Below are 17,536 nucleotides of genomic sequence, written 5' to 3' on the forward strand. Positions count from 1 at the left end.
GGTTGCTACTCAAGATTTCGAGGCAAGACCTGAGGCGCGAGTCTGGCCGTAGACGTATGCCGTTCCGGTGTCCGTCCGCGGGCATGAAATGCTCTTGCCTCGGGTCTTTTTTCGTCATCTGGGTCAATGTCGACCTGGCGATGGGCGACTACACATTGATGGAAGAAAGAAATGGAGAATCCGATGTCGCATCAGGACGATGTCAAGGCGATCATCACCGCCGTCGGTGGTGCCGCCAACGTCAAGTCGTTGACGCACTGCGCCACCCGACTGCGTTTCGAGCTCAAGGACGGGGGCAAGGTCGACCAGGCCTCGCTCGACGCCAACAAGACCGTGCTGGGCGGCGTGCCCCAGTCCGGCGACCGCTACCAGGTCGTCATCGGCGGCCAGGTCGCCACCGTGTACGACGAGATCATGCACCTGCCCGAGATGGCGGGCCTCGGCTCCGGCACCGTCGACGCCGACGACGCCGACGGCGAGATGAGCAACGCCGAGCTCAAGGCCGCGGCGCGCAACAAGGGCGTGCGCGGCAAGGTCGCCTGGCTCGACAACTTCTTCGAGTACCTGGCCGACTCCTTCCGCCCGATCCTGGGCGTCCTGCTCGGCGCGTCCATCATCATCGCGCTGGTCAACCTGTTCATCTCCCTGGGCGTCATCCCGAACGACGAGGCCAACACCGGCCTCATGTTCATCAAGGCCATCTGGAAGGGCGTGTTCTACTTCCTGCCCATCATGGTCGCCTTCAACGCCGCCAAGAAGCTCAAGGTGGACCCGTGGCTGGGCGGCGCCATCATGGCCGCGCTCATGACCCCGCAGTTCACCGCCCTGTCCGATACCAAGACCTGGGGCGACGCCGTCCAGTGCGTGGAGAACACCACGCTGGGCACCTCCTCCTGCACCGCCACCGTGTTCGGCCTGCCGATGCAGCTGTCCGACTACTCCGGCAACGTGTTCGTGCCGCTGATGATGGCCGCCGTGCTCGCCCTCGTCTACCACGGCCTGAAGAAGATCGTCCCCGAAAGCATCCAGCTCGTCTTCCTGCCGTTCTTCTCGATGATCATCGTCGGCGCCCTGACCGCCTTCATCATCGGCCCGCTGGGCGTGTGGGTCGGCAACGGCCTCGGCGTCGGCCTCGCCTGGATGAACGGCCACGCGCCCTTCATCTTCGCCATCGCGATCCCGCTGCTCTACCCGTTCCTGGTCCCGCTCGGCCTGCACTGGCCGCTCAACGCCCTCATGCTCATGAACATCCAGTCGATGGGCTACGACTTCATCCAGGGCCCGATGGGCGTGTGGAACTTCGCCTGCTTCGGCACCACCGCCGGCGTGCTCGCCCTGTCCATCAAGGACCATGACGACCAGATGCGCCAGACCTCCATCGGCGCCCTCGCCGCCGGCCTGCTCGGTGGCGTCTCCGAGCCGAGCCTCTACGGCATCCACCTGCGCTACAAGCTCATCTACTCCCGCATGCTGGTCGGCTGCGGCGTCGGCGGCGTCGTGATCGCCGTCCTCGGCTGGCTGTTCCCGGCCACCGTCGCCTCCGGCGAGACCGTGCACGGCGTGACCACCACCGCCTTCGCCTTCACCTCGCTGCTCACCATCCCGGTGTTCAACCAGATGTGGGTCTACGGCGTGTCCATCGCCGTGGCGTTCTTCCTGTCCATGTTCCTGGTCATCACCCTCGACTACCGCACCCCGGAGCAGAAGGCCGAGGTGAAGGCCCGCGTCGCCGCCGCCCGCAAGGCGAAGGCCAAGGCCGAAGGCGAGTCCGCCCCGGTCGCCGAGGCCGCCCCGGCCCCGGCCTCCGCCGAAACCGTGGCCCCGGCCGCCGCCGAGGCCCCGGCCGAGCCGGCCGCGCCGACCACCGAGGTGCTCGCCCCGGTCGACGGCCACGTCGTCTCCCTCGACGACGCCGGCGACCCGGTGTTCGCCTCCCGCGCCCTCGGCGAGGGCGTCGGCGTCCAGCCCGCGGCCTCCGTGGTCAAGGCCCCGGTCTCCGGCGTGCTGCAGACCGTCGCCGAGACCGGCCACGCGTTCGGTCTCAAGACCGACGACGGCGTCGAGGTGCTCGTGCACGTCGGCATCGACACGGTCAAGATGAACGGCGAGGGCTTCGCCGTGAACGTCGCCAAGGGCGACCGCGTCAACGCCGGTGACACGCTCGTGACCGTCGACTTTGATAAGGTCAAGGCGGCGGGCTACAGCACCACCACCCTGATGACGGTGCTCAACACCGCGATGCTCAAGGCGGTCACCCCGAAGACGGACGTGGACGTCAAGGCTGGTGACGCCGTCATCGCCATCGAGAAGTGAATCCGGATTAGCGAATAGACCCGGATCGGATTTCCGGGAGGATGTCATGGAAATACTTCGCGTCTTCAACAACAACGTCGTCCTGGCCAAGGACGGGAGGCGCGAAGTCATCCTCACCGGGCGGGGCCTCGGCTTCAAGGCCAAGCCCGGCATGACGGTCGACGCGGCCAAGGTGGCGCGGGTGTTCGTGCCCGCCGACGGCCGCGACCCCGACCACATGGCCCAGCTGCTGGGCGACATCCCCCCGGAGATCATCAAACTCGTCTCCGACGCCATGGACGAGATCGGGCTGGGCGGCGAGGCCGCGCAGGACCCCACGCTCGTCATGGCGCTCGCGGACCACGTATGCGGCGCACTGCGCCGCGTCAAAAACGGCATCCCCGCCATCGCGTACCCCCTCACCGAAGAGGTGCAGTCGCTGTACGAGCGGGAATACTCGCAGGGATGCGCCCTGCTCGCGGCGCTCAACCGCCGTCTGGGCGGCGTGCTGCTGCCCAACGAGGGCGTGGCCTTCGCCCTGCACCTGGTCAACGCCGGGTTCTCCACCGGGGACCTGTCGCACACGTATGCGATGACCGGCGTGATCCAACAGCTGCTGGCCGTCATCGAAAGCACGTACGGCATCACGTTGGACGAGCATTCGGTCAACGTCGGCCGGTTCATCACGCATCTGCGCTACCTGTTCGTGCGCATCCACCAGCATGAGCAGCTCGACCGCGAACCCGAGGCGATCGTCACGTCGATCGTGCAGTCATACCCCCGGGCGGCCGACTGCGCCCGGCGCATCGCCGCGCTCATCGAACTGCGGCTCGGCACCACGCTCACCGAGGACGAGATCGCCTACCTCACCCTGCACGTGGCGCGCGTGAGCGCCGCGTGAGCGGTCCCGTCAGACCCTGATCGGCTCCATCGTGCCCGTGGCGGACGGGTCCTGACGGGTGACCTCCGGCACGCGCACGATCAGCGCCTCGCGTTCCACATCGAAGCGGATGTGGCGCGTCTCCGGCAGCATGTCGCCGTCCACCTGCGCCAGCGCGGTCTTCTCCAGCACCAGTTCGGCGCTCACGCCCTGGATCTGGTCGATCGTCGAATTCGTGGACAGCGGGTTCTGTTCCGCCTTGCCGGTGATCGTCTGGTGCACCACGTCGCCGAACAGGTTCGCCCATCCGATGATGCCGCCCGTCGTGTCGATGATCTCGAAATCGAGCAGGCCGTCGTTGAACGAGGCGTTCGGCATCAGCGAGAACACCGGGATCTGGCCGCAGTTGCCGGCCATGAACGTGCGGAACACGAGACCGCGCGTCGAATGCGTGCTGCCGTCCGCGCTGGTGATCGTCACGTTCGCGCGGTACTTCGGGGCGAACAGGTTCTTCACGCCGCCCACGAAATACGCGAGCCAGCTGATGTTCTTCTTGAGTTCCGGATCGGTGTCGTCGATCATCGCCGCATCGAAACCCACGCCCGCGATGATGAGGAAGGCGTGCCCGTGGTCCTCCTCCGGATGGTCGAGCAGCGTGAGACGCCCCATGTCCACGCGCCGCGAACCGTGCGACGTGGCCACGGTCAGCGCCGCGTCGATGTCGTCCACCGGAATGCCCATGTTGCGGGCGAACAGGTTGCCGGTGCCGATCGGCACGATGCCCAGCGCATGCCCGGTGCCGGACACGGCCGACGCGACCGTGCGCACCGTGCCGTCGCCGCCGACGGCGACCACCACGTCAGCGCCGTGCTCCAGCGCCTCGAGCGCGCAGGCGCGGCCGTCCTTGTCGAGCTGCGTGTCGATGTATTCGACCTCCGTAAGGCCCCTCGCCTCGCAGAACCGTTCGATATGCGCCCGTCGCGCCGCCGCCTGCGGCTTCGACGGGTTGATGATGAACGCGTAACGCACCTGGTCGTCATCACGTTCGACGAGCTTCTGCGCGAGACGGCGGCGACGGTAGGCGCGGAACGCGAACGCGGCCGCGACGAGGACGGCGACGACGCCAAGGACGACTGCAAGGATGATGGCGGCTGTGGGCATAGTCCTTATTCTGCTCACTTCACGCCGGGATTCCCGCATCGCCACGAGATAATTGAACGATTCCTCTACGTTGGATGAACCGCAGGCGACGCGGGCGGCGGCGGACGGCGCGACCCCGCGTGTCGGCTTACGGCGGTAGGCTTGGCCGCATGCTTGATATTCAATTCATTCGCGAACACGCCGATGTCGTCAAGGAATCCCAGCGCAAGCGCGGCGAGTCCGTCGAACTCGTCGACGAGGTGCTGCGTTCCGACGAGGCGCGTCGTTCCTCCCTCAAGGAGTTCGAGGCCGCCCGCGCCCAGCAGAAGGAGATCGGCAAGAAGGTCGCCGCCGCCCCGGCGGACGAGAAGGCCAGGCTGATCGCCGAGACCAAGGCCCTGTCCCAGAAGGTCGCCGAATACAAGGCCGCCGCGGACGCCGCCTCCGAGGAGTACACCACCGCGATGTGGAAGCTGTCCAACATCGTCGAGCCGGAGGCGCCGGAAGGCGGCGAGGACGATTACGTCGTCGTCAAGAAGGTCGGCCAGATCCGCGACTTCGCGGCCGAGGGCTTCGAGCCGAAGGACCATCTGACCCTGGGCACCGAGGTCGCCGGCATCGACATGCGCCGCGGCGTCAAGGTCGGCGGCTCCCGCTTCTACTTCCTGCGCGGCCAGGTCGCCCGCATGCAGATCGCGATGCTCACGATGGCCGTCGACCAGGCCGAGGAGCACGGCTTCACGCTCGCCATCACCCCGACGCTCGTGCGCCCCGAAGTGATGCGCGGCACCGGCTTCCTCAACTCCCACGCCGACGAGATCTACCGTCTGCGCGAGCCCGACGACCAGTACCTCGTCGGCACCTCCGAGGTGGCGCTGGCCGGCATGCACGAGAACGAGATCCTCGACCTCGGCAACGGCCCGCTGCGCTACTGCGGCTGGAGCTCCTGCTACCGCCGCGAGGCGGGCGCCGCCGGCAAGGACACCTCCGGCATCATCCGCGTCCACCAGTTCGACAAGGTGGAGATGTTCGTCTACGCCAAGCAGGAGGACTCCTACGCGGAGCACCAGCACCTGCTCGAGATGGAGCAGGAGATGCTCGCCAAGGTCGAGGTGCCGTACCGCATCATCGACACCGCCGCCGGCGACCTCGGCTCCTCCGCCGCCCGCAAGTTCGACTGCGAGGCCTGGGTGCCGACCCAGGGCCGCTACCGCGAGCTCACCTCCACCTCGAACTGCACCGAGTACCAGGCCCGCCGCCTCAACATCCGCGAGCGCACCGAGGACGGTTCCACCCGTCCGGTCTCCACGCTCAACGGCACGCTGGCCACCACCCGCTGGCTCGTCGCGATCCTCGAGAACCACCAGCAGAAGGACGGCTCCATCGAGATCCCGAAGGCCATGCGTCCCTACATGGGCGGCAAGGAGGTCATCGAGCCGACCAAGTGGGAGGCGTGACGAAGTCCCGCCTGACGTGATCTGACGGCGGTGTGAGGTCATCCTCACCTTCTGTATAATTGAACATCGCGTGTGTGGCCGAAACGGCGCGTGCGCGACACGGACAGATGTCTGAGCGGTCTAAAGAGACGGTCTTGAAAACCGTTGGAGCGCAAGCTCCCGCGAGTTCGAATCTCGCTCTGTCCGCATGCACGAAGGGTCCCGGGCCAATCGGTCCGGGACCCTTCGCATAGTCCCTCTCCTTCTCCCTACACGAGGCGGCGGTCGGCGGCCCAGCGGGTGAGTTCGGTACGGTTCGACAGCTGCAGTTTGCGCAGCACGGCGCTCATGTGCGTCTCCACGGTCTTGATGGAGATGAACAGTTCGGCGGCGACCTCCTTGTACGTGTAGCCGCGTGCGATGAGACGCATCACCTCCTGCTCGCGGTTCGACAGCCGGTCGAGCTCCTCGTCGTGCACGGGCCGTTCGCCGGTGGCGAGCCCCTCCGCGCCGCCGCCCTGGAACACGGACAGTACGAATCCCGCCAGTTTCGGCGAGAATACCGCGTACCCCTCATGCACTTGCTTGACCGACGAGATGAGGTCGGCGCCCGTGATCGTCTTGGTCACATAGCCGCGCGCGCCGGCGCGGATCACGGCGCCCACGTCCTGCGGCGAATCGGACACGGACAGCGCGAGGAACACCGACCCGGGGGAGAGGCCCTTCGAACGCAGCAGGATCTCGGTGCCGCCTCCGCCCGCGCCGCCGGGCACGTGCACGTCGAGCAGCACCACGTCCGGCTTGGTCCGTGCGATCATCGCGATTGAACCGTCCACGTCCGCGCCCTGGCCGACGATGTCGAATTCGGTGCGCAACGTGGCGATCACGCCCGCGCGGAACATCTCGTGGTCGTCGACCACGGCCACGCGGATGCGCCCGCCGCCGGCCGTATCGTTCGCCGTCGCGTCATCGCGCGTCGCCGTCGCGTTCGTCTCCGTCATCGTGTCCATCATTCCTTCCCGTCCTGCCGTGCCGCATCGCCGTCGGGCGTCGTGCGCCCGCCGCCGGCCGCGACCGGCATGTGCATGCGCACCTCCGTGCCCCACCCGGACCGCGACACGATCTCCACCGTACCGCCGCGCCGCCGGACACGCCCGATGATCGACTCGCGGATGCCGAGACGGTCCGGCGGGATCGCGTCCACGTCGAAACCGCCGCCGTGGTCGCGCACGTACACCTCGACCTGCCGCGCATCCGCCTCGCAGTAGACGGACACCGGTTCGCCGCCGTGCGTGACCGCGTTGACGAGCGCCTGCCGGGTCGCGTCGAGCAGCGCGTCGGTGGCGGCGCTCGGACGCGCGTCGCCGACGGTCACGACGTCGATGGCGCGGCCGTGGGAGTCCTCCACTTCGGCGGCGATCGCCTTCACGCCGGCGCTCACCGACCGGTCCGACGTGACGCGCTCCTGATACAGCCATTCGCGCAGCTCGCGCTCCTGGCCGCGCGCGAGCGTGAACACGGTGTCCGGTTCGGTGCTGTGCAGCTGGATGAGCGCCAGCGTCTGCAGCACGCCGTCATGCAGATGCGCGGTCATGTCGGCGCGCTCCTCCTCGCGTTCCTTCATCGCGCGTTCGGCCGTCACCGTGCGCAGCATGGCGCTCGCCCACGGCAGGATGGCGAGCACCACGCCGACGAGCAGCATGAACCCGGCGATGATGATGCGGCGGGGGAACGGCGTGCCCGAATACATGACGGTCGTCACGTACGCCACGTACGCGAGGAAGATGAGGACGAGGCCGGCGACCATCGTCGGGATACGCCCCTGTTTCGCGTCGAAGCGCGACCACGCGGCGATGAGGCCGCACGCGGCGAGCAGCAGCGGCATGATGAGGTCGGCGTGGTTCGTCCCGCCCAACGCGACGCTCATGGCGACGAGCGCGAGTCCGACGCAGGCGACGAGCGTGGGCAACGGGATGCCACGGATCGCGGCGAGCGCGTTCTCCGTCGAACCGTGCATCGTCTCGGCGGCCGATTCGGCGCGCGTGCGGCCGGTCGCCGCGTCGCGGTTGCCGGAGGCGAGCGGCGCCTGCGCGACCGGCGTGACCTGTGACCGGGCGGCCGCCGCGGCGACCGGGTCGCCTGCGGGTGTGAACATCCACAGGAACAGGTAGGCGGCGACGCCGGCGCCCCACATGAACGTGAGCGCGACGAACGCGAGCCGCACCCAGGCGACGGACACCCCCAGATGCAGGGAGACCCCCTTGCATACGCCGGCGAGCATGCGGCCGCGCTTCGGGCGCATGAGCGGAAGCCGCGCCGGGCGCAGGGGAGGCGGGGGCGTCGGCGCGGCGCCGGGGAACGTGCCGGGCATCGCGCCGGGGAACGTGCCGGGAGCCGCGCCGGGGAACGTGCCGGGCATCGCCGTTCCCGGCGGCTGCGGGTTCATGGGTGAGGTCATGCCTCCATTGTGCCCGCTTCGGGGTGGCGAATGGGGATTCCTAGCCGGGGTTCAGGGAAGAATCAGGGGTTTCCCGGACGGCCGTGCAAGCGTGCGGCTGATGTAATGGAGGCATGAACGAGAACAACAAGCTATTGACCAAGGTGTTCGCCTGGTTCCGCGCCTCCGGCGTGACGCGAGGCGACGACCGCTGGATCGGCGGCGTGTGCAGCGGCATCGCCGCCCGCCTCGGATGGAGCCCCACGCTGGTGCGGGCCCTGATGATCGTCTTCACCTTCCTGTTCGGCTTCGGCGCCGCGCTGTACGCGTTCGCATGGCTCATGCTGCCGGACGCGCGCGACGGGCGCATCCTCGCCGAGGAACTCGTGGCCGGCCGTTGGGATTGGAACTGCCTGGGCGCGTTCGCGATGCTCGCCGTGGCCGTGGTCATCGTCGGCGCCGGATGGGTGGCCATCGTCGTGGCGGCCGTGGCGTTGTGGGCCATCTGCCAGAGCGGCATGCGCCAGCAGCACGGTTACGGATACGGTTACCGCAAGGAAGGGCCGAACGGGCCGTACACGCCGGTGCCGCCGCGCGGGTATCCGGCCGGGGCGGCCGGTGGCGCGTATCCGGGCGGCGCCGGCGGATATCCGGCGGCCCCTGGGCATCCCGGCGGGTTCGGATATCCCGTCGCTCCCGCGGCCGGACCCGTCCCCGGCGCGGCCACCGGACCGGTGCCCTCCCAGGGCGCGCCGAACGCCTCCTTTCCGGTGAACGCCGGCGGCCCGGCTCCGACGGGTCCCGGAAGGCCGGTGAATCCCGCCGGTGCCGACGGTCCGGTGCCGCCGGCTGGCTCTTATGCCGCGCCGATTCCCGGCCCGTCCTACGTTCCGCCGGCGGGTGCCGCGCCCGTCATGCCCGGCCCGGCCCCCGCTCCCAAACCGCGCCGCGTGCGCCGCAAGCCCGCCGGCCCGTTCCTCGTGCTGCTCGTCATGGGACTGTCGCTCGTCTCCGGCGCGGCCGTGATGCTCGCCATGGAGCACGGGTACGCCGACGACCACACCGGCGAAAGCATCATCAACGCGGTCACGATGATGACCGTGTGGATCTCCGCCGTGTGCATCGCGATGGGCGTGCTGCTCGTCATCCTCGGGGCCGTGGGGCGCCGCTCCGGCGGGCTCATCCCGCTCGCGCTCATCGCCGGATTCGTCGCCTGCTGCATGATCGTCGCGACCGGCGTCGCCGGCTATTCGACCTACGACATCAACAACGTCCGCAACGGCTATACCGAGGTGCGCCTGGGGGCCGGGTCGAGCGCCGGATCCGAGAACGCATACGGGATGGTCGCCGTGCAGGCGCGTCTCGACGAGAACGCCGACCACGACTACTGGTCCGCCACCGACGGCCTCAACGCGAACATGAACTACTGGGTCGCCGATTCCAGTCCGCAGAACTTCCGGCGACTCGAACAGGGGGTCCACTTCCAGGGCGTCGACTACGACCTGAGCACGGCGAACATCGACCTGAGTGAATACGGCAACTGGAACTACGGCGGCGAGCAGGTGAACAAATACAAGGCCGGATGCCCGGCCGGGCAGATCAACCTGTCCGTGCGCAACGCGCACGTGTACGTGACGCTGCCCGACGGCTGCCCGTACGCGTTCGGCTCCGGCGGATTCGTCTACATGCAGACCGATTCGATGGGCGGGTACAGCGAGATCGTGCGCAACAACGGCGCGACGACGCTGGAGGTGCCGTTCCTCGAGCGCATGGCCAGAACCCGCGACAACCACGACGACAGCATGATGAACTCGGACGGCTACCAGCCGGACAACTACGACTGGCAGGGCAACGGCGAGACCGACGAAAGCTCGTTCCTCATCAACTTTACCTCCGGCGTCTCCGGCAAGGTGACCGTGCGCTACGCCTCCGAGACCGTGCTGCCCGGCTACGCCGACTTCATCAGGCAGATCTCGAAGGGCGACGTCGCCTCGCTCGACCTCACGACCCGCAAGCACTACGCCGTGCAGAACGGCGACACGACCGCCTCCGGCGATAACGGTTCCGGTGCGGCCGGCAAGAAGGAGCATTCCGATGACTGACGACAAGACTTTGGACAAGACCACGAACATCCGCACCATGGACACGCAGGCCATGCCCGTGGAGCAGAGCGCGGCGGCACAGACCGCCGCGGACAAGGGCTTCGACGACTCCCGCAACCGCTCCCTGCAGGACATCGTCGACACGCAGGCCATGCCCGCGCCCGCCGACGTGAAGCCCGACGCCGCCCCGCCCACCGAACGGGTCCTCGACAAGCCGATCCCCGCCGTCGACCAGAACGCCGACACCGCCGTGTTCTCCGAGACCGCGAAGGATCCCTCCGCGCCCGTCGACCTCGACACCCCGCTGAACCGCCTGGCGGGCGTCGCCGACGACGAGCCGGAACCCGAACCGGAACCCGCAGCGAAACCCGAGCCGAAGGCCGAACCGGGCTCACGCGCCGACGGATTCCCGCCGGATGGAGCGGTGCCTCCCTCCGGCACGGTTCCCCCATACGCGAGGCCGCAGTCGGGCGCGATGCCGCCGAATCCCGCGGCGCCGCCGGCCTCCGCGCGGCCCGCGGCCGCCTCTCCCACGACGATCGCCCCGACCGGGCCGAGCATGCCGACCATCCTGCTCGGCGTGACCGGCATCCTCGTCGGCGCGTTCGGACTGCTGCTCGGTCTGCGCCTGCCCGACGTCACCACATGGGTGATCGGCGTCGACCCGCAGACCCTGACCGCCCTGTTCTTCGGCGGGGTCGGCGTGATGCTCATCCTCGTCGCCGTCATCTGGGGCATTGCCAAGGCGGTGGCCGGCCGCGGCAAGCGGACGGGCAGGTAGGAAGTCTCCGCGCGGACGCTTCCGCCGTACCGGTCCGCGGGGTGTCGGCGGGGAACGGGAGTCACTACAGTGGAGCCCGGGTCCGGAGGGGCCCGGGCGACCGGCACAGCAAGGAAAGAACCGAGGGACGACGATGAAGGCGTGGCGGACGGCGATGCGCGTGGCGGCGACGACGGCCGCATTGCTCGTGGTGTTCGCCGTCCTCGGGGCCCTCATGATGCCCCGATGGCGTTCTGAACCCTACACCGACCACATCGCGGTCGCATCCGCGGACACCGCCATCGCGGCGAACCCCGCCGCCATGCCGGCCTCAAGCCCATCGGCGGATCCGGCCCCATCATCCTTCCTCGCCGACCATCAGGGCACGTACCGCACACGGGAACGACGCATCAGTGTCCATCTCGAGGACGGCGGCAGCGTGCCCGCCATCCTGCGCGAACCGATCGGCGCGCCCGGCCGCCGCCCCGCATGCCTGTTCGTCCACGGATCGGGCACCGGCGCCGCCGACGACTTCGGCGACATCGCCAACGCGATGAGCTCGGCAGGCATCATCACCCTCGTGCCGGCGAAACGCACCGACGACTACACGCCGCTGCACCGCGACTACCCGCGTTTCGCCCGCGACTACGGCACCGCCCTCGACCTGCTGAAGCTGGTCCCCGGCGTCGACACGGGCCGCACCGGCCTGTACGCCGAATCCGAAGGCACATGGATCTCCATGCTCATGACCGAACATCGCCACGACATCGCCTTCTCCATCCTCTCCTCCGCGCCCGTATACAAAGGACGCGAACAGATGGCCATGGCGGTGAGCGCCTACGTGCACCAGAGCGGTGCGCCCGGACCCGTCGTCAAGGACGTCGCCAAGCTCATGTCGCTCGACTTCGCGCCGTTCGACCTGAGATACGCCGACTTCGACGCCGACGACGCACGCGACTCGCTCACCATGCCCGTGCTCGTCAACTACGGCACGTACGACACGGCCATGCCCATCGAACAGGGTGCCCGCACCATCATCGACACGGCCGCTCGGCGCGGCAACCGCAACGTCACCGTGCGCTACTACGCCGCCAACCACCAGATGCGTGCCGGCAAAGGGCTGTTCGCCCCCGGGCTGCCGCTCGCCGACGGCTACACCAGGGACCTGTCCGACTGGGTGAACGGCGTCGCCGCCGGCACCGGGGCGGAAGGCTGGTCGACGCCGCTCATCGCCGGCGCCGCCCCAGACCAGCGGTACGCCGCCCCCACCGACACCTCCTCCGGCATCATCGGCTCGCTCGGCGTGCTCGCCGGGCTCACCGCCGCCGCCCTGGCGTGCTTCGCCGCGGTCGTGTGCGGCGCCGTCTGCTTCGGATGCGCCGAACTGGCGCGTCGACGCCGCATCGCCGCGATGACGGGTTCGCCCGGCCGCATACGCGCACGACTGCCCATCGTGAACCGTCGTCTGCGCGCCAGGACGGACACGACCGGCGCATGGCCCGGGACCAGCCGGGCCTTCGTACGCGACGTCGGCTACTCGCGCGGTCTGGCGCGGCTCATGGCGTGCGGCGTCGCGGTCTCCTGCATGATGCTGGTCGCGCTCGCCGCCTACCTGTCCTATGTGGGCGTCAGCGCCCTGTACCTGCGGCGTTCCCCCGCCATGATGTCCGCCGGCTTCACGGTGCTGCGCGTCGGCGGCGTGCTGTGCATGATCCTGTGCGCGGCGCTCATCGTGAGGCTGGCGGGCGCATGGCGCGTACGCCGCGCGTACCTCGCCCACGGCCTGTACCCGACGGCCGGTCTGCACTCCACGTGGCTGGTCGGCCGCTGGCATTGGATGGTGGCGCTGCTCGCGCTCGCCGGCATGCTGCTCGCGCTCGTGGTGATGGCGTTCTGGGGGTTGTTCTCGCTCTGAGCGGGGCCGTCACGCGGCCTGCGCCGCCTCCGCCTCGTCAAGATCGGCGAAGCCGCCGAGTTCGACCGTGTTGCGGATGGTCTCCTCGGTCAGATTGCGGCCTTCGGATTCCAGATCGGCGACCATCCGCTCGTACAGGGCGAACGTCGCATCGGAATACGTGCCGAGCTCGCCGCGCAGGTAGGTTTCGAACGACGTCGCCTCGTGCGTGTCCTCGCCGGTGGTGAGCACGCGCATCGCCTCGCCCAGCTTCGGGTAACGATCGCGGAAAGCGCGCGCCCACGCCACCTGCGTGGCGATGACGCGCTCCTGGTGTGCGATGCGGTCGGCGTCGAGGTGCGGGATGTACGGTTCGATGCCGCGCGCGTATTCGTCCGGCGCGGTGGAGGCCATCATGCGTCCGTATTTCTCGGTGACGAGGTTGCGGCCGATGCGGTCCGCCTCGTCCAGATCATGCGCGTAGGAGTCCAGCAGCGGAACGCCCCATGTGAGGAACTGGGACAGCCGCATCTGGTGGAACACGGGCCAGTTGCCCTGGCATGCGGCGCGCCCGCCCTCGTTGTTGGTGCGCTGGAACTGGTCCCATTCGTGACGCACGATGCGTTCGCGCAGTGCGGCGGCGCCGTCCGGGGTGTCCGTGGCGTCCGTGGCGTTCCGTTCGTCGGTCATCGTCGATCTCTCCTTGCTTGCCGGTTATGCTGCGGGATCACAGGCTGTGCAGACAGGGGGCGTCGGATCCGATATGCTCCTCGACATAAGGGCGCTGCCATTCGAGGAAGGTCTCGTCCGAGCGGGTCAGGCCCTCGCGCGCGAGCTCCTTGACGATGTCCGCGGCGATCCTTTCCACGGTGCGCTCCACCGTTTCGACGGCCGGCGCGGCCCCCTTGCCGCCCTCGCCGAAGCCGGCCCCGCCGTAGCATGCCGCCGAGGCGAGGCGCATCACCGTCTCCAGCCCGCCGCACACGTCGGGCAGCAGGGCGAACACGCGTCCCGACAGCCTGCGCAGGGCCGCGAACCGCCACTTGTAGTACGGCATGTAGCCGACGGTCATCGGCTTGTTGATCAGGAACACGAGCGAGGCCGCGGCCTCGACGAACTCGCCGATGGACAGCCAGGCCGCCGCGCCGTCGCCGCGCTCGAGGGACCTCGGCAGGTTGTACTGGCCCGCCTGGGCGATCATGCCGAGCCTTCTGGAGATCAGTGCGAGACGCACGTCCTCCGGCATGTCCTTGAAACCCTGGCGGGTCGTCGAGAACCGGCCGAGCGGGTCGGCGAACACCTGGCCGTTCGTGGCGGCGGCCAGCGTCGCCTCGTCGAGCATCAGCCATTCGTGCGGCGCGGTCGGCGCGGGGGCCTGGCGGTATCCGGTCAGCGATTCGAAGAAGTCGCCGATGCGGAACACGCCGTCGCGGCGGAACGCGCCCCGGGCGCGGGGCGTCAGCGTCGCGCCGTCCGTGGTCCCGGCCTCGGCCCCGGCGTGTGAAACATTGTGTGAAACGTCTTTGAGGGGTTGTGGAACATCCTGTGAAACAACAGGCGTCGTGCGGGGCGCGGCGTCGGTTGCGGTGTCGGACGCCGCGTCGCCGAAGGCGGAGGCGGCGGGGCGCACGAATCCGCGGAAATCGCGGGGAAGCGCGTCATAGTCGGCCTGCAGCCGTTCTCCGATCGCGGCATAGTCCTCGTCGGTGAGCCACAGGCAGAACCGCGGGCCGAAATCATGGTCGCGGGAGCGTTCGTCGTCGAAGCCGTAGCATTCGGAGCCGTGCCCGACCAGACCGGCGGCGATGCGCCCCGCGTATTCGGGGTATTTCGCCTCGATCATCGGCCTGCCGACCTCCTTCCAGTACGCGCGGGCGAGCCTCAGCCCGGAAACGGGGGAGGCGTCCGGTTCCGTCCGCCGTGCGGTCCCTGGGCGGCCTGCGGGCGTGCGACCGGCCGCAGGCCGTGCGCCCGTCGGAACCCCGCTCCGGCTCCCGGTGCCGCTGGCGGGGGAGGGGGCCGGCTTCCCGTTGCCGCCGGCGGACGGCAGCGACGGGGAATCGCCCGACTTGGCCTCGGCCTGTTCGAGGTTCGCCTTGGTGATGCGGTAGTAGTCCGTGTCCTTGCCGTAGCACTCCTCGATGACGGCCAGCGCGCGGCGGTAATGCTCCGCCGCGTCGGCGTAACGGTGCTCCGCATAACGCACCTGCGCAAGGCCGGCCAGCGCGGAGGCGTAATGCGCCGAATGCTCCAGATGCCCGGCGGCGTAGATGAGCAGCGCCTTGTCGGCGTGCCAGTCCGCCCCTTCCAGCTTGCCTTCCTGCAGCAGCACCAGCGCGAGATTCGTATGCGACGAGGCGACGTCGATGTCCTCGTCGGCGTTCACGCTCGACGCCTCCACGATGCGCAGCGCCTCGCGCAGTTCCGACTCGGCCTTGCCGAGACGCCCGGTTTCGCTGTACAGCATCGACAGGTTGTTGTGCAGCGCGGCGATGCGCCGGTCCGTGGGAGAGAAGACCTTCTCCGCGCAGGAGAGCGCCTGGCGGTACAGGTCCTCCGACTGGTCGTAGCGCTTTGCGGCGCGCATGGCCGTCGCGCAGTTGATGAGCGTCGTCGCCCACGCCTCGGAGCCCTCGAGGCCCATGCGCAGGGCCAGTTCGATCGCCCGCTGGACGATCCACTGGTTCTCCTCATGCCGTCCCTGCGAACGGTAGAAGCCCATCGTCTCGTTGAGCACGGTGAGCAGGCCGGCGTCGTCGCCCGCGTTCTCCGCGTCCACCGCCGCCTGCTCCAGATAGGGCCCGGCCTTCTCGGCGGCGTCATGCGCGTCGAAGATCGCGTCGAGCCCCTTGAGGAAGCGTTGCGTGTCGAAGGTGTGCGGTCCGTCGCCGCTTCCGCGGCCCGCCGCATCATCCCTGTCCGCGGGCGCGTCGAAATCGTGCGCGTGCTTCGCCTCCATGGCATGCAGCGCCGCCTCGAGCGCGCCGTCCATCGCTCCGCCATCCGCCGCTTCGTCGGCCATGCCGTCATCCCCTCCATCGCGAACGCGCGCGCCGTCCGTCGGCGCGCGTCACTGGAATCCAGCGTACTGTGGCCGTTCCCGTGCGCCGGTGTGAGTGTCGTTACATATGGAGGATCATGGAGGATTATGGAGGATCGGTCGTGCGCGACGTCACGCGGGAACGGTCACACGTGGACCTCGCGCATGCGGTGGATGGCCTCGGTGTCGGTCTCGCAGCGCCATGAGTAGAAGACGAGCAGGCCGACGGACAACGCGGCGAGCGGGATCCCGCCGAGACCGGTGAAGCGGTAGTCCATCGAGAACGTGGTCAGCATCAGGCCTCCGATCACGGAGCCGACGGCGTTGCCGAAGTTGAACGCCACCTGCACCGCCGCGCCGGCGATGAGCTCGCCGCCGCCACGTCCCGCTTCGGTCATGAGCAGCTGCTGCGGGGCGGAGATGAAGAACAGGCCGAACGCGATCCAGAACGTGAGCAGCGCGGTGGTCGCGCGGTTGCCGGGAAGCAGCAGCACCATGAGCAATCCGAGCATGGAGATGAACTGGCCGAGCGCGGCGGTGCCCGCGTGGCGCCAGTTGTCGGTGATGCGCCCGCCGACGAGGCCGCCGACCACCATGCCGAATCCGGCGAGCATCATGAGGAACGGGACGAGCGCGCCCGGCCACCCGCCGGTCTTCTGCAGCCATGGGGACACGTAGCTCCACCAGCAGAACACGCCCGCGTTGCCGACGAACACGGCGGCGAGGATCACCCACGGACCGCGGCGGCGCAGGAACCGGAACTGGCCGAGGATGCCGGTGTCCCTGACCGGCGGCACGAACGGGATCCATGCAAGCGTGAGTGCGATGGTCATCGCCGCCCACGCGGCGAGGATGCCGAAGGCGAGACGCCATGAGAGGAATTCGGCCATGAGCGTGCCGGCGGGCACGCCGAGCATGTTGGCCACGGTCTGTCCGGTCACCATCATGGACACGGCCTGCGCCTCCTTGCCCTTCTCCGCCAGCGTCTTGGCGATGAGCGTGGCCGTGCCGAAGAACGCGCCGTGCGGCAGACCGGAGATGAACCGGGCGACGATGAGCATGCCTGCGTTGACGGACAGCGCGCTCAGGGCGTTGCCGGCCAGGGCGATCGCCATGAACAGGATAATGAGGGTCTTCGGCGGCACCTTGCGTCCGAAGACGAGCATGAGCGTGCCGATGCACACGCCGATCGCGTATGCGGAGATGTAATGGCCGGCGGTCGGGATGTCCACACCGGTCGCGGCCGCGGCCTGCGGCAGGATGCCCATCATCACGAACTCGGCGGCGCCGAGGATGAACGCGCCGGCCGCCAAAGCAAGAAGGCTCTTCTTCATTCTTTCCGTTCTTCTTTTCTTCCTGCCCTCCCGGGGCCCGGGGAATGCGCGCGGCCTCTCGGCCGTCCGGTTCCGCCGGGGCCGCACACGCCGGCGGAACCGGACCGTGCCGCAGGTCGCGGGAGGGGCCTGGAGTGGAATATGGGGTTAAGTAAAGAAACGTGGGTCTTAAATTCGGGGTGAGGTGTTCTCCTGTCTTGCGTGTCGGGGTGTGATTAACA

At 68.7% G+C, this 17,536-nt stretch carries 12 protein-coding genes and 1 tRNA gene; 7 read left to right on the forward strand and 6 right to left on the reverse strand.

Annotated elements, in window-relative coordinates:
- The first annotated feature begins 183 nt into the window (after nt 1-183).
- Nucleotides 184-2,313: a glucose PTS transporter subunit IIA gene (locus tag GFD21_RS09505; protein ID WP_163197743.1), complete on the forward strand. Its 2,130-nt coding sequence runs from the start codon at nt 184-186 to the stop codon at nt 2,311-2,313.
- Nucleotides 2,314-2,359: 46 nt separating this feature from the next.
- Nucleotides 2,360-3,193 carry a PRD domain-containing protein gene (locus GFD21_RS09510; RefSeq protein ID WP_163197728.1) on the forward strand — a complete coding sequence of 278 codons (834 nt, stop codon included), beginning with the start codon at nt 2,360-2,362 and terminating at the stop codon, nt 3,191-3,193.
- Between the two features lie 9 nt (nt 3,194-3,202).
- Here the strand turns inward: GFD21_RS09510 and GFD21_RS09515 are convergent, their stop codons facing one another.
- The gene (locus GFD21_RS09515; protein WP_163197729.1) at nt 3,203-4,333 is read right to left on the reverse strand and encodes a diacylglycerol/lipid kinase family protein; all 1,131 of its coding nucleotides are present in this window, start codon (nt 4,331-4,333) and stop codon (nt 3,203-3,205) included.
- 149 nt (nt 4,334-4,482) lie between these two features.
- On the opposite strand from GFD21_RS09515, the gene serS reads away from it, so the two are divergent.
- Nucleotides 4,483-5,769, forward strand: a complete 1,287-nt coding sequence (gene serS, locus GFD21_RS09520) for a serine--tRNA ligase (protein WP_163197730.1) — start codon at nt 4,483-4,485, stop codon at nt 5,767-5,769.
- A 101-nt stretch (nt 5,770-5,870) separates the two neighbouring features.
- A tRNA-Ser gene (locus GFD21_RS09525) sits at nt 5,871-5,955 on the forward strand.
- A gap of 62 nt (nt 5,956-6,017) precedes the next feature.
- Here GFD21_RS09525 and GFD21_RS09530 read toward each other — a convergent pair.
- On the reverse strand, nt 6,018-6,749 hold the full coding sequence (locus GFD21_RS09530) for a LuxR C-terminal-related transcriptional regulator (RefSeq protein ID WP_225431775.1): 732 nt from the start codon (nt 6,747-6,749) through the stop codon (nt 6,018-6,020).
- Between the two features lie 8 nt (nt 6,750-6,757).
- Complete coding sequence (locus GFD21_RS09535; RefSeq protein WP_225431781.1) at nt 6,758-8,119, reverse strand: ATP-binding protein; 1,362 nt, start codon at nt 8,117-8,119, stop codon at nt 6,758-6,760.
- A gap of 200 nt (nt 8,120-8,319) precedes the next feature.
- Here GFD21_RS09535 and GFD21_RS09540 point away from each other — a divergent pair, with 200 nt between their 5' ends.
- From GFD21_RS09540 to GFD21_RS09550, 3 genes are all read left to right on the forward strand, one after another.
- On the forward strand, nt 8,320-10,287 hold the full coding sequence (locus GFD21_RS09540; RefSeq protein WP_163197732.1) for a PspC domain-containing protein: 1,968 nt from the start codon (nt 8,320-8,322) through the stop codon (nt 10,285-10,287).
- Entirely contained in the window at nt 10,280-11,068 is a 789-nt protein-coding gene (locus GFD21_RS09545; protein ID WP_163197733.1) for a hypothetical protein, read from the forward strand. Before GFD21_RS09540 ends, GFD21_RS09545 begins: the two co-directional genes overlap by 8 nt.
- A gap of 133 nt (nt 11,069-11,201) precedes the next feature.
- Nucleotides 11,202-12,962, forward strand: coding sequence for an alpha/beta hydrolase family protein (locus tag GFD21_RS09550; RefSeq protein WP_163197734.1), 1,761 nt, complete (start codon nt 11,202-11,204; stop codon nt 12,960-12,962).
- 9 nt (nt 12,963-12,971) lie between these two features.
- Here GFD21_RS09550 and GFD21_RS09555 read toward each other — a convergent pair whose 3' ends face one another.
- From GFD21_RS09555 to GFD21_RS09565, 3 genes are all read right to left on the reverse strand, one after another.
- Entirely contained in the window at nt 12,972-13,631 is a 660-nt protein-coding gene (locus GFD21_RS09555; RefSeq protein ID WP_163197735.1) for a DUF4125 family protein, read from the reverse strand.
- Between the two features lie 37 nt (nt 13,632-13,668).
- Entirely contained in the window at nt 13,669-15,933 is a 2,265-nt protein-coding gene (locus GFD21_RS09560; protein WP_404801581.1) for a DUF4037 domain-containing protein, read from the reverse strand.
- A 194-nt stretch (nt 15,934-16,127) separates the two neighbouring features.
- Complete coding sequence (locus tag GFD21_RS09565; protein ID WP_163197737.1) at nt 16,128-17,315, reverse strand: MFS transporter; 1,188 nt, start codon at nt 17,313-17,315, stop codon at nt 16,128-16,130.
- Between the last annotated feature and the right edge of the window lie 221 nt (nt 17,316-17,536).

This window comes from Bifidobacterium platyrrhinorum (assembly GCF_010667645.1).
Classification (GTDB): Bacteria; Actinomycetota; Actinomycetes; order Actinomycetales; family Bifidobacteriaceae; genus Bifidobacterium; species Bifidobacterium platyrrhinorum.